Below are 14,366 nucleotides of genomic sequence, written 5' to 3'. Positions count from 1 at the left end.
GACTTTTCCCCAGTTATGGTAAGGTCTTCCAGTGTTTCACGAAACAACACATTAAGTGCCGGCAACAGCATTTCCATTGACAGCCAACGGTGCGCGCGGTGTATAAGCAATTTGCGACGTGCCGCCTCATCGGGGCGGCACGTTGCGTTTTTGGCTTGTCCGCACTCGTGAAACGCGCCGCCTTTAACGCGCTCGTTTCCCGGGCAAGTGCTGCAACAGGCAACCGAATGTATCGGCCTGAGGCGGCCGGGCGTTCGAGCTTGATCGATGACACCACGTTGAGAGCATGTCACCCGCCTTCAAAGGGAGGCAGGATGCTCTGAGGAGTAAAAAGAGGTTATGTCCGCGACTGCGCTGTTTGGAAACTATGCAAGATCAAATCTGACATTTGATCATGGGGAAGGTGTCTGGCTCGTTACCAAGGACGGCCGACGATTCCTCGATTGCGGATCCGGCATCGCAGTGAATTCCTGCGGGCACAGCCATCCGCACCTGGTCAAGGCTCTGCAGGAGCAGGCGGCCAAACTCTGGCACGTATCCAACCTGCATCAGATCCCGGACGGTGAACGCCTTGCACAGCGTCTCGTTGAGGCGACATTTGCCGACAGGGTGCTGTTCGTGAATTCGGGTGCGGAGGCGATGGAAGCCGCCATCAAGTGTGCCCGGCGTTTTCATTATGACAACAACGAGCCCGACCGGTACCAGATAGTGACCTTCGAGGGTGCGTTCCATGGCAGGACGCTTGGAACGATTGCCGCCGGCGGCCAGGCAAAGTACCTGGAAGGATTTGGTCCCAAGGCACCGGGTTTCGACCAGGTTCCGTCAGGAGATCTCGATGCGCTCAAGGCGGTGATTGGCCCGCAGACGGCTGCACTCGCAATCGAGCCGATCCAGGGCGAAGGCGGTATTCGCGAAATACAGCCGGAATTCCTGCGCGCGTTGAGGCAGCTCTGCGACGATAACGGTATTTTGCTGATCTTCGACGAAATCCAGACGGGCGTCGGGCGCACCGGGAAACTCTTTGCTTATGAATGGGCTGGCGTGAGCCCCGACATCATGGCCGTGGCCAAGGGCATCGGCGGCGGCTTTCCCATGGGAGCTTGCCTGGCAACGGAGCGAACGGCATCAGCGCTTGCTCCCGGAACCCATGGCACCACCTTCGGTGGCAACCCGCTGGCCATGACGGTCGGCAATGCGGTTCTGGACGTCGTGCTGGCGGACGGATTTCTCGAGGACGTGCAGAAAAAGGGTCTCAGTTTCAAACAGAAACTGGCCGGGCTTGTCGACAGCCATCCCAAGATATTGGACCAGGTCCGCGGTACGGGCCTGATGTTGGGACTGAGATGCGTGGTTCCTGCCGCAGAATATGTGGCAGCAGCACGGGACGCCGGACTGCTGGCCGTTCCGGCCGGTGACAATGTCGTGCGCATCATGCCACCTCTGACGATGACGGAAGACGAGATTTCAGAGGCCCTTGAGCGTCTGGAGCAGGCGGCATTGTCGGTTGAGGCAAAGCTCGTGGAAGGAGCGGCCGAATGACAGCCAATCCTGCTTACCGGAACTTTCTCGATCTCACCGACTTCGAGGGCGAGGAACTGCGCGCCATTCTTGATACGGCGCGCAGGATCAAGGCGACCCGGAACGGCGTCCGCCGGGGCGAGGGCCCGCTTGCCGGCAAGGTTCTGGCGATGATTTTCGAGCAGCCCTCGACCCGCACACGCATCTCGTTCGACGTCGGAATGCGCGAGCTTGGCGGTGAAACGCTGATGCTGACTGGCGCGGAGATGCAGCTTGGGCGCGGTGAAAGCATTGGTGATACGGCAAAGGTTCTTTCGCGGTTTGTCGATGCCATCATGATCCGGATACTCGATCATGGCGAATTGAATGAGCTTTCCGAACACGCGACCGTTCCGGTGATCAACGGGCTCACCAAAGTCTCGCATCCCTGCCAGATCATGGCCGATCTGATGACATTCGAGGAGCATCGCGGCTCAATCAGCGGCAAGAGCATTGCCTGGACCGGCGACAGCAACAATGTCCTGGCGTCCTGGGTGCATGCCGCACCGCGGCTCGACTTCGAAATGCGGATCGCAACGCCAGGCGAACTGGCGCCACCTCAAGAGCTGATCGACACGGCTCGTGCAAAGGGTGGTTCCATTTTGGTCACCACGGACCCATATGAGGCGGTCAAAGGGACCGATTGCGTGATTACGGATTGCTGGGTGTCCATGGGAGACGATGATTCACAATCTCGTCACAACCTCCTCAGTACCTACCAGGTGAACAATCGTCTGATGGCGGAGGCGAACAGCGACGCCATCTTTATGCATTGCCTTCCGGCGCATCGCGGCGAGGAGGTAACCTCCGAAGTCATGGATGGTCCCAATTCCGTGGTTTTTGACGAAGCCGAGAACAGGCTCCATGCCCAGAAGGGCATTCTTGCCTGGTGTTTCGGCGAAGGTTGAGGCATAGCCGACGTGGCACTAAATCTTGAAGAACTGGGTATTGCACCCGCAGGGCTGGACGCTGTCCGGCCCTTTGCTGTGGAAGAGCTGGACGTGCGTGGCCGGGCGGTCGCGTTCGGTCCTGTGCTGGAGAGCATTCTTGGACGGCACGATTATCCGGAGCCGGTTTCCCGCCTGCTGGCGGAGGCAATCGTTCTGACGGGACTGCTCGGAACGTCCCTGAAGTTCGACGGACGTTTCACGTTGCAGACCCAAACCCAGGGACCGGTGTCGATGCTGGTCGTCGATTTCGCGTCTCCTGATGCGATCCGCGCCTGCGCGACATTCGACGCCGATCGTGTCGAAGCGCTGTCGAAAGCCGGCAAGGCGACGCCGGAGGCGTTGCTGGGCCACGGACACCTTGCCATGACCATCGATCAGGGCCAGCACATGCAGCGGTATCAGGGATTGGTCGAGCTTGACGGCATTTCGCTGGAGGAAGTGGCGCGGCGCTATTTCGAACGCTCTGAACAGATCCCCACCGAAATCCGTCTCGGTGTCGGTGAACTCTACACCCGCCGCGAAGGTGAGGGGCACGCCAGAACCTGGACAGCGGGCGGCATTTTGATCCAGTTCCTGCCGGAAGCGCCAGAACGACAGCGGCAGGCGGACATCGATCCGGGAGACGCACCTGAAGGGACGCTGTCGCATGAGGTCGAGGAGGACGATGCCTGGGTCGAGGCAAAGGTTCTGGTCGACACTGTCAAGGATGTCGAACTGACCGATCCGGAAGTCAGTGTCGAGATGCTGCTGTTCCGGCTGTTCCACGAGCGTGGCGTCCGCTTGTTCGACGCACAACCCCTGGCCGACAAATGCCGCTGTTCCAGGGAAAAGATCGAAGGTGTTCTCTCCGGTTTCCGCGAAGACGAAATCGAGGACATGACCGTCGATGGCAAGATCGTTGTGACCTGCGAGTTCTGTAACGCCAAATACGAATATGAGGCGTGAATGCGTCAAAACTCGCGATTTTGGCCGTTCAGACATATTCCGTTACAATTTTCGGGGTGCGTTTTGGTGTTTCGGGTCTTATCCGGGTCTTGAATTTTGCAGTGCGAAGTAAATCTTATTCGCATGCGTGATAGTCTTTAGCCCGAACAATACTTGGTAGCCCCGGAACGCTGATACATGTTGCAGTCCTTGCCTCAGGACTCCGGAAACAAACCGGTCTCAGAAGTCCTTCCACCCGTCGACCCCCCGTCTGGCGGCGGTTGGAGGCGAGCTATGCTTGTTCTCAAAGCGCTGCTCCAGGCTCTGATCGCTTTTGCAATTTTGCTCGGTGCCTTCCAGGGCATGAAGACCCTGGTTGCGACAAAACCCGATGTTCCCAAACGCCCTGTTCTGGAACGCAGTTACGCTGTGGAGACCACAACGCTCGAACAGGGGAGTTTCGCGCCGGACATCAATGTCTTTGGCGAGACCACCGCTGGCCGGGAAGTCGAACTCAGGGCGCTCGTTGGCGGAGAAGTGACGGAGGCTCACCCGAACCTCAAGGCCGGTGGGCATGTCTCACAAGGCGATGTTCTGCTGGCCATCGACCGCTTTGATTATGAGGGCGCCGTGACCGAGGCGGAAGCCAATCTTGCCGAAGCAAGGGCCGGGCTCGTCGAAAGCGAAGGCCGCGTCGAACTTGAAAGGGCCAATGTTGTCAGGGCTCAGGAACAGCTTGAGTTCGCACAGCGGGATCTGGAGCGTGCGGAGGAACTGGTTGGACGTGGCGCTGTGACGGAACGAACCGTTGACGACAGGCGTTTGCTCGTTTCACAGCGCCAGCAAGCGGTTGAGCAGCGTCAGAACTCACTCGCGCTTGAAGAAGCCAAGGTCGTGCAGCAGACCGCGACACTCAAACGTCTCCAGTGGGGGCTTGAAAACGCAAATCGTCAGCTGGACAACACAGTGCTGCGTGCGCCCTTCGATGCGATTGTGCGAACGGAAGCGGCTGAACCGGGACGTTTGGTCAGTGTCAACGACGCGGTTGTTTCGCTTTACAGCAGCGACGAATTTGAAGTGCGCTTTACGCTCTCCGACAACCAGTACGGCCGCTTGCTCGCTGAAAGCGGTACGGTTGTCGGCAGGCCGGTAGAGGTAACCTGGTATCTCGGTAATAAGGCTGTATTATATCCCGCGACCGTGAGCCGGATCGGCGCGGATGTTGCCAGCACGCGCGGCGGTGTCGAGGTGATCGCAGTGATCGACAGTGAGGACGCAACTGTTCCTCTTCGGCCCGGAGCCTTTGTCGAAATTGTCCTGCCCGACAGAACCTACCCCGATAGTTTCCGCATTCCGGAGACTGCATATTACGGTGAAGGCACGGTTTACGTCGTTATGGACGACAGGCTTGTGCCGCGCGAAGTCGACGCATTGGCGATCGATGACGGGTTCATACTGGTGAGCGGTGATCTGCAATCGGGCGAGACCCTTTTGACCACCAGGATACCTGAAGCCGGGGCCGGATTGCTGGTCAACGATGTGACGGGCGGAGCAGCGGCTGGCACGCAGGCGGCTGCCGACGCCAGTGCAGAAACCGAATAGCGAGGCTGTTCGATGAGAAACATTCGCTCCCGCGGTTTCCTGGAATTGATCGTTCGCCATGCCAACGCCGCCAACCTGATCATGGTCGTGATGGTTCTGTTTGGCGCCTATGGGCTTGCCAAGCTGAACACGCAGTTCTTTCCAACGGTCAAGACCGACAGGATTTCGGTGTCCATCGCATGGCCTGGTGCAAGTGCGGAAGACGTTGCATCCAACATTCTGGAAGTGATCGAACCGGAACTACGGTTCATCGACGGGCTTGACGAGATCGTCTCTTACGGCCGGGAAGGCGCGGCGTCGGTGCAGATGGAATTCATCGAAGGCACCGATATGCAAAAGGCGCTTTCCGATGTCGAGCAGGCGGTCTCCGGTGTCACCACTCTGCCGCTCGATTCTGAGACCCCTGTGGTTTCGGCCTCCACGTTTACCGATGGCGTTGCGACGATTGCCTTGCGCGGACCTTTCTCTGAACACGCGCTAAAGGTGTTCGCCCGCCAGATGCGCGACGATCTTTTGGCCCGGGGGATCGACAAGGTCGAGCTGTCAGGGTTCCGGTCGCCGGAGTATCTGGTCGAAATCCCGGAACGGGAACTCCGTCGGCTGGATCTGACCATTTCAGATGTCGCCAGCCAGATTGCCGGCAACACGATAGATCTGCCCGCCGGTAATCTCGACGGCGCCGTCGAGCGGCAGATCAGAGCCATGTCAGAACAACGCTCGCCGGAAGCTGTCGGCCGTGTCGAGGTCAAGTCCTTTGCGTCGGGTGAAAAAACGATTGTCGACGACATCGGAACTGTCGTCCGGGATTTCGATTCGACCGAAAACCAGGGCTTTTCCGACGGGAGCCGGGCGATAGAGCTGCGGATCCTTCGTACGGAAATGACGGACACCTTGAAAGCGGCGCAGATTGTTGACGACTATCTTGCCGAAGTGTCTCTGCAGCTGCCTCAGTCCCTTCAAATTCTGAAATACGATGTGCGCGCCGATGCCGTGAAAGGCCGGATTACGCTCCTTGTTGAAAACGGACTTACGGGTCTGGTTCTGGTGGTCGCGATCCTGTTCCTTTTCCTGAATGCAAGGATCGCCCTCTGGGTCGCGGCAGGTATTCCCGTGGCGATGATGGCGACGCTCGGGATCATGTGGCTGATGGGTGAGAGCATCAACATGATTTCCATGTTCGCGCTCATCATGATGCTGGGCGTCATCGTCGACGATGCGATTGTCGTGGGTGAACACACGGCGACACGCCGGAGCATGGGCGACGATCCGAACGAAGCTGCAATCAACGGCGCCACCACGATGTTGGCGCCGATCTTTGCCGCTAGCCTCACGACAATTGCAGCGTTCTTGCCGATCCTGCTTATCGGCGATGTGCTCGGCCAGATCATGGGCACCTTGCCGGTTGTTGTTGTCGCGGTTGTCATCGCATCTTTGATCGAGTGCTTTCTTGTGCTCCCCGGCCACTTGTCTCACGCGCTTGGTAGGAAGCCGGGCTGGAGCTGGTGGCGCGTGGTTCTGGTCGCGGGCGTACCGGCATTTTTCCTGAGTGCGCTGGTGGCGCAGCCTGATATTTCCGTGCCTCCCTACCTGGATGTCGTTGACGATCCACTGCGAGCCCTGAGGGACGCGGTCGGGGTGTTCGCATTTGAGATGATCATCATCAGCGCTTGTTTTTCAGCCGCACTTGCGTTGGAAAGTCTGCTTATGGCCTTGCGCCGGAAGAAGCAGCGCCAGGACAATCCGGATCGACCAAGCTGGTTCCGGCGCGGCTTTGACACAGGGTTCGGTTGGATCCGTGACTACCCCTTCCGCGCTTTCGTGTCCGTAGCCGTGCACTGGCGCTACGCAACGCTGGCGGTCGCAATTGCAGCCATGATCCTTGCCGTCGGCCTAGTTCGCGGTGGCCGAGTCGGGTTTACCTTCTTTCCCTCGCCGGAGGCTGAGAACCTGACGGCGTCGATCTTCTTCAATGCAGGCATACCGGAAGCTGAAGCAATTGCCGGCATCGCCAGGATTGAACAGGCCTTGAAGCAAGCGGAAGCCGGCCTGACCGAAGACAACGGGGAAACACTGGTCGTGGCCTCTTATGCAACGCTTGGACAAGCGGGAAACAATCGGGGCGACAACGTCGCAAATATCACCGTTCAGTTGAGCCGCTCGGAGGAACGTACTGTTCGAACACCTGAAATCGTCAGGGCCTGGCGCGCTGCGCTGCCTGCAATACCGGGGACATCGCGCATTGCGGTCGCCGAGCGCAGAGGCGGGCCTCCGGGACGCGACCTGGACATCCGCCTGACCGGCGCTCCTTTGAATGACCTGAAGGCGGCGGCTGAGAAACTGCAGGAAGAACTGTCGGCTTTCCCGGGTACCAGTGCCGTTGAAGACGATTTGCCTTTTGGAAAGCCGGAGCTTCTCGTGGAGCTCACGCCCCGAGGCCGGGCGCTCGGCTTTACCGTTGAAAGCGCAGCAAGGCAGATCCGCAACGCGTTTGAAGGCAATATTGCCCGGCGCTTTGCGGAAGGTGATGAAGAAGTTTCGGTCAGGGTCAAGCAGGTATTCGATGCCGATGGATCTGCGGCCTTGCGGCAATTGTCCTTGCGCACGTCTGCCGGCGAATTCGTACCGTTGACGGAAGTGGTCGACCTCACAGACGCACAAGGGTTCTCGGTCATCCTTCGCAGGGACGGGCGAACAGTGGTCACGGTTGTTGCCGATGTCGACAGCACGATCACCTCGAACACGGAAATCATCGCCGAACTGAACAAGGAGTTTCTGCCGGCGCTGGCACAGACATACGGCCTGGAATACTCATTTGCCGGGCGGGCGGAAGAGCAGTCGAATGCATTTTCCGACCTCTTGACGGGCATTTTGATGGCCGTTGCCGGGATCTACATCGTTCTCGCAGCAATCTTTGCCAGCTATTCAAGGCCGATCGTTGTGATGTCGATCATTCCGTTCGGAATCGTCGGCGCGATCGCCGGTCACTATCTGATGGGCTTCAACCTCACCATCTTGAGCATGATCGGGCTTCTGGGACTTGCCGGGATCCTGGTCAACAACTCGATCATTCTCGTCGCGCGGTTTGAAGAGCGCCTGGCAGCGGGTGAAGACATCGATGCGGCTGCCATCGGATCGAGTTGCGATCGTTTGCGCGCCGTCCTGCTGACGTCCATGACCACGATTGGCGGTCTTCTGCCCTTGATGTTCGAAACCAGCCTTCAGGCCCAGTTTCTGTTACCGATGGCGATTACGATCGTTTTCGGACTTGCAACCGCAACCGCGCTGGTACTCGTTCTTGTTCCGGCGCTGGTGATGATCGGCGATGATATTGGCAGGATTATCTTCCTCAGCAAGAGGCAGCGTCATGTGAGCTCGGGATCGGCAACCGGCCGAAGCATCACACCGGCCGAATAGTCTTCAAAGCGATGCGGCGAAGGCAGCAGTTTCCCGGGCCGCGATCCCGATGTTGCCATCAAGCGTTGCCGGGGATTTGCCGCGCGGACCGAAATCGTGGTTTCCGTCTTCGAGATAGGTGAGTGAAACGTGGTCCGGCAGAGAGATTTCGTCCAGCTCGGGTTTTGAGCCGAACGGATCCCTGTCGCCCTGCAGGACAAGGACTGGTCGTTTGGCCTCCTCCAACGGCGCCATCCGCCAGTCTGCATCCGGCTTGCCGGTTGGGTGGAATGGATAGCCGTAACAGCAGACGCCGCCAACGCGAGAGGGCAGGGAACCTCCGCCGCCCAGCATGGCCGCAACGCGCCCTCCCATGGACTTGCCGCCCAGAAGAATCGGGCCTTCGGCCACCGGCAACAAGGCCTGCAAAGCTGTCTGGAATTCGGCGATCAGCTTTTCTGCGCGCGGTGGCGGCCGTTTACTTCCACCCGTCCGCCTGCCGGCCATATAAGCGAATTCGAACCGGGCAACGGCAATTCGGTGTTCGCCGAGTGCCGTTGCAAGCTTTTCCATGAAAGCAGAATCCATCGGCGCGCCGGCGCCGTGCGCCATCAGAAGCGTGGCAACAGGTGGGGTGTCGGGTCGTGTCCAGAGAAAGTCGTTCATGGTGATGTGATCTGTCGCAGCTTCAATTTCTGTCATGCGGGCTATATTTTGCCGGAGGATGGCCCATCTACTGGTCAGGAATGGCTACAGGGTTGGATCGGACCTGACAAGCAACATAACAATACACCGGAAGACTGTGTGCATGTTTGAACAAATCGACATCAACCAGGTGCGTATGGCCTGTTTCGGCGGCGTATTCCTGGCCATGGCGTTGCTTGAGGCGGGACTTCCAAGGCGCAGGCTTGAAAACGGCCGTTTGAAGCGTTGGCCGACCAACTGGGGCCTTATTATCTTGGACTCCATTCTCGTCAGACTGATTTTCCCGATTGGCGGTGTTGGCCTTGCGCTTCTGGCGCAGGAGAAAGGCTGGGGTCTGTTCGGACTGATCGGGTGGAACGGTCTCGCCGCCGGCGTGATCACTTTCCTGATATTGGATCTGGCCGTTTGGGGCCAGCATGTGGCCTCACACAAGATACCACTGTTCTGGCGCATTCACCGCGTGCACCATGCGGACAGCGAAGTGGACGCAACAACAGCGCTCAGGTTTCATCCTATAGAAATTCTGCTCTCATTCGTCTGGAAGGGCCTGGTGATTGTGGCGCTTGGTGGTCCGGTGGAAGCGGTTCTGATTTTTGAGATTGTTCTCAATGCCTCAGCCGTCTTCGGGCATGCGAACCTCAAGCTTCCCGGCGCCCTCGACCGGCTTCTGCGGTTCGTCATTGTGACGCCGGATATGCATCGGATCCATCATTCCGTGATCCGGCGGGAAACAGACTCGAACTACGGATTCTATCTGTCTATCTGGGACAGGCTGTTTGGCACCTATATTGAAGAACCTGAAAAAGGGCACGAAGGAATGGAAATCGGCCTCGGTCCCTCACTGACGCCGAACGCCCATCAACTGCCGTTCAGCCTTGCCATACCCTTTTTGAAAGACAGGCAAAAGCCGGCATCGGATGCCGAATCATTGGAAGTCGGCAAGAGCAATCAGTAGAAACTGATCGGGAAATACCGGAGATAAAGCTCCCGGAACACACCTTTTTGCTGCAGCTGCCTGAGGGCATAATTGAGGGCTGCCGCGCGCTCCACATCTTCGGGCCGCGTCGCTATCGCCATTCCCTGGTCGAAATAACCCGGTTCCAGCCAGGGGCCTCCTGCGAAGGTGCAGCATGCGTCGGCGGACTCGCTCGGCAGCCAGAAGGCGAGGCTCAGCCCGTCGCCGAAATGCGTGTCGGCTTTTCCGGACTTTACTGCGTCGCGCGCTGCAGAAACGGTTTCAAATCCGGATATCTGGGCGCCGGGCCAAAACCGTTCCGCGAAGGCCTCGTACCTCGAACCGGATACCACCGCAATTGTCTTTCCGGCGAGTGCTTGCTCATTGAATGCGCCCGCCTTGTCCGAAGGCACGACGAACCTTGCAGGAAGTTTCAGGTAGTCGTCGGTGAAATTCAGCCGTCGCGTCGCAGGAAATCCGCGGGAAAGACCGGAAATGATCGCGTCGCCTTCCTCTTCGTCCAGAGCGGACAAGAGCACGTTGAAATCCTTGATCCTGAGCGCGCAGGAGCTTCCAAGCTCCTGGCAGAGGGCACGGGCAAGATCGACATTAAACCCGGTCAGGCGGCCTTGCGGGTCACGGAACACGAAGGGTGGATAATTGTCGGTTGCGAGAAACTGGATCTTGTCTGGAATAGAGCCCGGCCGGTCATGCACGGCCTTTGGATCCCAGAAATTAGGCACCTGAAATTCCTCAGCCTTACCGGCACCCGGAAACACCGAGGCCAGAACGAGAATAAGCAATGTCGCGATCGCAAACTGCTTCATGGCATCGTAAATCGTAGGACCTGGTTGCTTGGCACGACTTAAAAGGCTCAGCCACCAAAACATGCGGCCGAGTCGTTTTATTGTTCTCATCACCATAGCCCAATCGTGGCAACCGCGTCAGAAAAATGAAAACGGCGCGCATGTTGAACAATCAGGCCTCAGAGGCATTGGCAGCAGGCTGGCCTGCCAACAACCTGTCTGTGGCGACAAATTCGAAATCTGGCTGGATGATGAATGCCCTGCCTAGTGCGACCTGCCCACGGTCGGCAAATGCCCAAATCTATGATTCGGAATGAAGGGAGTTGCGATTCGGTTCAGTGCAGATCGTCCTTTTCCAGGTCGGTCAGACTAACCCTGTCGGCCATCTTCACGAGCCAGTGCAAAGTCTTCTTCTGATCATCGTCCAGATGATCCATTTCAGAAATCTTCAACACTGTTTCGCGATGATTGTTCCATGCTAGGAAAAAATCAACAACATCCGAAACATCATCAATAATAGAGCTTTTTTCAGACAATTTTCTTGCTCGCGGTTCTGTTCCTCACTCCGTGAGTTTAGAGGGAGTTGGCTTTCGGCGAGCGTGAAAAAAGTGTGAAGTGGTTGGATAGTGGCTATAAGTGCTGTTCTATAGAATACGTACTTTTCTCGAGGCGATGGGGCATGCGCGGTAAGGTTTTGGAAATCAGCTTGTTCGGGTCCTGTATCGTTCGCTCTATTGAGCCCGGAGCGTTTGAGATCACAGGCAAAAAGCACCGCGCGATCTTCGCGTTGCTTGCGACAGCGCCACACGGCTGCCGCAGCCGCACCTTCCTTCAGGAAACGCTTTGGGGCGCTTCCTGCTACGATACCGGCAGACAGAGCCTGAGGCGCGCGTTGTCCGACATCAAGTCGGCAATGGGCCCCTACTACAACCAGCTTATCACCACCAACAATTCGGAAGTCACGCTGGACCTGAGCAACGTGGTTTTCGCCGGTCAGCCTGGGCAGGGCACGTTTTTGGAAGGCCTTGATGTGCCTGCACCGCTGTTCGAGGAATGGCGGGATTCGGTTCGTGCCAGCCCGGAACAGATCCACGCCCTGTTCCGCTCTCCGTCGTCATCATTGCCCCGGCCACCGGTCCCTACTGTGACGGTGATGCCGTTGCTGAGTTTGGAAAACAATCCCGAACTCACAATTCTTGGCGATTGGTTTGCGGAGGAGATTTGCCGCTCCCTGTCGCGTACTAACCTGCTTGCCGTTATTTCGCATTTTTCCAGCCGCGCCCTTGCTGGTCGCCGGATCGATATCGACGCGATTCGGTCGAAACTCTCCGTTGATTACTGTGTCGCCGGCAGCATTCGCCAGATCGGTGATGAAGTCATTACCGACGTCGATTTCCTCGACGCGGAAACCGGGCGGATTTTGTGGACGCGCCAGTTCAGCGGAAAGCTGAACGACTTCATCAGCGACGCCGGCCAGGGTCTCACCAATATTGTGACGTCGGTCGGAAACGCGATCGCATCCGACACGCTGAAATACGTCCGGGGCCGGCCGATCAGCGAGATCGCCGACCACAAACTTCTGATGGCGAGCGTCAGCCTGATGCATCGTTCGACATTGCGTGATTTTGCAAAGTCACGCGAGCTGCTTGACGAGGCGCTTAGCCGTTCGCCGCGATCGGCCGAGGTGCACGCCTGGCGCGGAAAGTGGCATGTGCTCAGCGTCGTAAATGGTTGGAGTTCAGACCCTGCGAAGGATACGAAAAACGCCGTGGGCAGCACGAGCAAGGCGCTCGATATCGACCCTGAAAACGCATTCTGCATGACCATTGACGGGTTCGCGCACAACAACTTGTTGCGGCGGCTGGATGTGGCTTCGCATCGATACGAAAATGCGCTGGAGCATAATCCGAATGAGGCACTTTCGTGGCTATTGCGCAGTGCGCTCTATGCGTTCCAGGATTCGGGTGAACAGGCCGTGCATGCCGCGGACAAAGCGCGAAAGCTCTCACCGATCGATCCGTTCAAGTATTTCTACGATTGTCTGAGTGCGACTGCGTACCTTGCCGCTGAAGATTATGAAAAAGCGCTCAAATTTGCTGACAGCTCACTCGAGCGGAATCAGCGGCATCTGTCGACGTTGCGCGTAAAGATTACAGCGTTGCATTTCTTAGAGCGAACAGATGAGGCGAAACTCGTCGCCGACGAACTTCGGCGCAGGCAGCCGGATTTTTCTGTCGAGGGCTATATGCGGGCGCACCCGGCCGCAGAGTATTCGAGTGGAAAAAATGTTGCGCGCGCGCTGCGCGCTGCTGGATTTCAATAACGCATTTCATTGGGGAGGCGTATATGGCGTATTTTGGTGGGCTCGGCGGACTAGGTGGTCTGGGCGGACTTGGTGGTCTCGGCGGGCTTGGCGGCCTCGGCGGTCTTGGTGGGCTCGGTGGGCTGAACGCTTCGGGTCTTGGCGGGTTGTTGGGGGCCGGTGCTGGTGGTGCACTTGATCCTTTAACCGTACAGGGATTGCAGACCAGTGCGCAGGCGATTGCTCACGTAGCTGGCGATGCTGCTACGCATCCGTCTCGGGAACTGGAGTTTTCTTCCACGGACAATCTCGACAGATGGTCTGACTGGGTGAGAGCGTCTCTTTATTTAAGTGATTTTTTCAGTGAGATTGTCTGGGAAGCGCCAAAGGATACGAAAGAGGTTACCATCTCTTATCGATCCCGCAGCACCGGCGACGCACATCCGTTTTTCCGCATTGCACGGCCTGACGGTGATCTCTTCGACAAACAACTCGAATTTGTCCGTGCCTATATGGATCAGCGTCCGGAGCGCACGGCGGAAATCACGTCGCAGCTCGGCTTCCCGACCCCCTATTTTGCAATGATCCTCGGTCTAGTGCCGGCCCGTAACGGCAAGACACTGGAACTGATCACACTGACGCAGGTCCTGGCGGCCCACGTGGCAATGATCGTGAAGCACCATCTGGCCATTCGGCGGCCCGACAGGATCGGAACAACAATCCTGCCGATGATCCCGACACCTGGCCATGGCAGCTTCCCGAGTGCGCACGCGACCGAAGCTTTTGCCGTCACACGTATGCTGGAAGGTTTGATCGACGCATCCGGCACTCACTATCCCGACGGTGAAAAGCGCAAGAAACTGCTCCGCAAGCAAGCCGAACGTATCGCTGTCAGCCGCACGGTCGCTGGCGTGCATTACCCGGTTGACAGCTGGGCAGGAGCTCTTCTCGGCAAGACAGTCGGTGAGATCGTCTTGAAGAAATGTGGTGTCGATACAGAGCTCAGGGGCTTGAAGTATGAGGCCCGCGCTGATTCCGATTTCATGGTGTCGCACTATCAGTCGTCTAAATGGGGCGAACATGGCGTGAGCGAACTGCCGCAATTGAGCGTCGACGTGAGTGAGCAATTCACATGGCTTTGGACGAATGCGGTCAATGAGTTTGACCTCTAA

General features: G+C 57.8%; 11 protein-coding genes. 8 read left to right on the top strand and 3 right to left on the bottom strand.

What is annotated here, in order from left to right; translation table 11 throughout:
- Positions 1-339 precede the first annotated feature (339 nt).
- The 5 genes from Q0915_RS23805 to Q0915_RS23785 all read left to right on the top strand — a co-directional run bounded on the left by Q0915_RS23805 (position 340) and on the right by Q0915_RS23785 (position 8,447).
- The gene (locus tag Q0915_RS23805) at positions 340-1,539 is read left to right on the top strand and encodes an aspartate aminotransferase family protein (RefSeq protein ID WP_299479900.1); all 1,200 of its coding nucleotides are present in this window, start codon (positions 340-342) and stop codon (positions 1,537-1,539) included.
- On the top strand, positions 1,536-2,465 hold the full coding sequence (argF, locus tag Q0915_RS23800) for an ornithine carbamoyltransferase (RefSeq protein ID WP_299479897.1): 930 nt from the start codon (positions 1,536-1,538) through the stop codon (positions 2,463-2,465). The genes Q0915_RS23805 and argF overlap by 4 nt, the downstream gene beginning before the upstream one ends.
- A gap of 12 nt (positions 2,466-2,477) precedes the next feature.
- Complete coding sequence (locus Q0915_RS23795; protein ID WP_299479894.1) at positions 2,478-3,452, top strand: Hsp33 family molecular chaperone; 975 nt, start codon at positions 2,478-2,480, stop codon at positions 3,450-3,452.
- A 273-nt stretch (positions 3,453-3,725) separates the two neighbouring features.
- Positions 3,726-5,033 (top strand): HlyD family efflux transporter periplasmic adaptor subunit, encoded by a 1,308-nt coding sequence (locus Q0915_RS23790; protein ID WP_299479891.1) that lies wholly within the window; start codon positions 3,726-3,728, stop codon positions 5,031-5,033.
- A 12-nt stretch (positions 5,034-5,045) separates the two neighbouring features.
- A complete protein-coding gene (locus tag Q0915_RS23785) occupies positions 5,046-8,447 on the top strand; it encodes an efflux RND transporter permease subunit (RefSeq protein ID WP_299479888.1) in 3,402 nt (1,133 codons plus the stop codon).
- A gap of 3 nt (positions 8,448-8,450) precedes the next feature.
- Here the strand turns inward: Q0915_RS23785 and Q0915_RS23780 are convergent, their stop codons facing one another.
- On the bottom strand, positions 8,451-9,128 hold the full coding sequence (locus Q0915_RS23780; RefSeq protein WP_366525326.1) for an alpha/beta family hydrolase: 678 nt from the start codon (positions 9,126-9,128) through the stop codon (positions 8,451-8,453).
- A gap of 106 nt (positions 9,129-9,234) precedes the next feature.
- On the opposite strand from Q0915_RS23780, the gene Q0915_RS23775 reads away from it, so the two are divergent.
- On the top strand, positions 9,235-10,086 hold the full coding sequence (locus Q0915_RS23775) for a sterol desaturase family protein (protein WP_299479885.1): 852 nt from the start codon (positions 9,235-9,237) through the stop codon (positions 10,084-10,086).
- Here Q0915_RS23775 and Q0915_RS23770 read toward each other — a convergent pair.
- Together Q0915_RS23770 and Q0915_RS23765 are read right to left on the bottom strand one after the other, a co-directional pair.
- Positions 10,080-10,913, bottom strand: a complete 834-nt coding sequence (locus Q0915_RS23770; RefSeq protein WP_299479882.1) for a transporter substrate-binding domain-containing protein — start codon at positions 10,911-10,913, stop codon at positions 10,080-10,082. The two genes, Q0915_RS23775 and Q0915_RS23770, sit on opposite strands and share 7 nt — an antisense overlap.
- 314 nt (positions 10,914-11,227) lie before the next feature.
- A complete protein-coding gene (locus Q0915_RS23765) occupies positions 11,228-11,428 on the bottom strand; it encodes a hypothetical protein (RefSeq protein WP_299479879.1) in 201 nt (66 codons plus the stop codon).
- A 143-nt stretch (positions 11,429-11,571) separates the two neighbouring features.
- Between Q0915_RS23765 and Q0915_RS23760 the strand changes: the two genes are divergently transcribed.
- Complete coding sequence (locus Q0915_RS23760) at positions 11,572-13,215, top strand: hypothetical protein (RefSeq protein ID WP_299479877.1); 1,644 nt, start codon at positions 11,572-11,574, stop codon at positions 13,213-13,215.
- Between the two features lie 23 nt (positions 13,216-13,238).
- The gene (locus Q0915_RS23755; RefSeq protein ID WP_299479875.1) at positions 13,239-14,366 is read left to right on the top strand and encodes a phosphatase PAP2 family protein; all 1,128 of its coding nucleotides are present in this window, start codon (positions 13,239-13,241) and stop codon (positions 14,364-14,366) included.

This window comes from uncultured Roseibium sp. (genome assembly GCF_947494555.1).
GTDB lineage: Bacteria > Pseudomonadota > Alphaproteobacteria > Rhizobiales > Stappiaceae > Roseibium.
The sequence above is the reverse complement of the archived record's forward strand: the minus strand, read 5'-3'. Positions and strand labels throughout refer to the sequence as shown.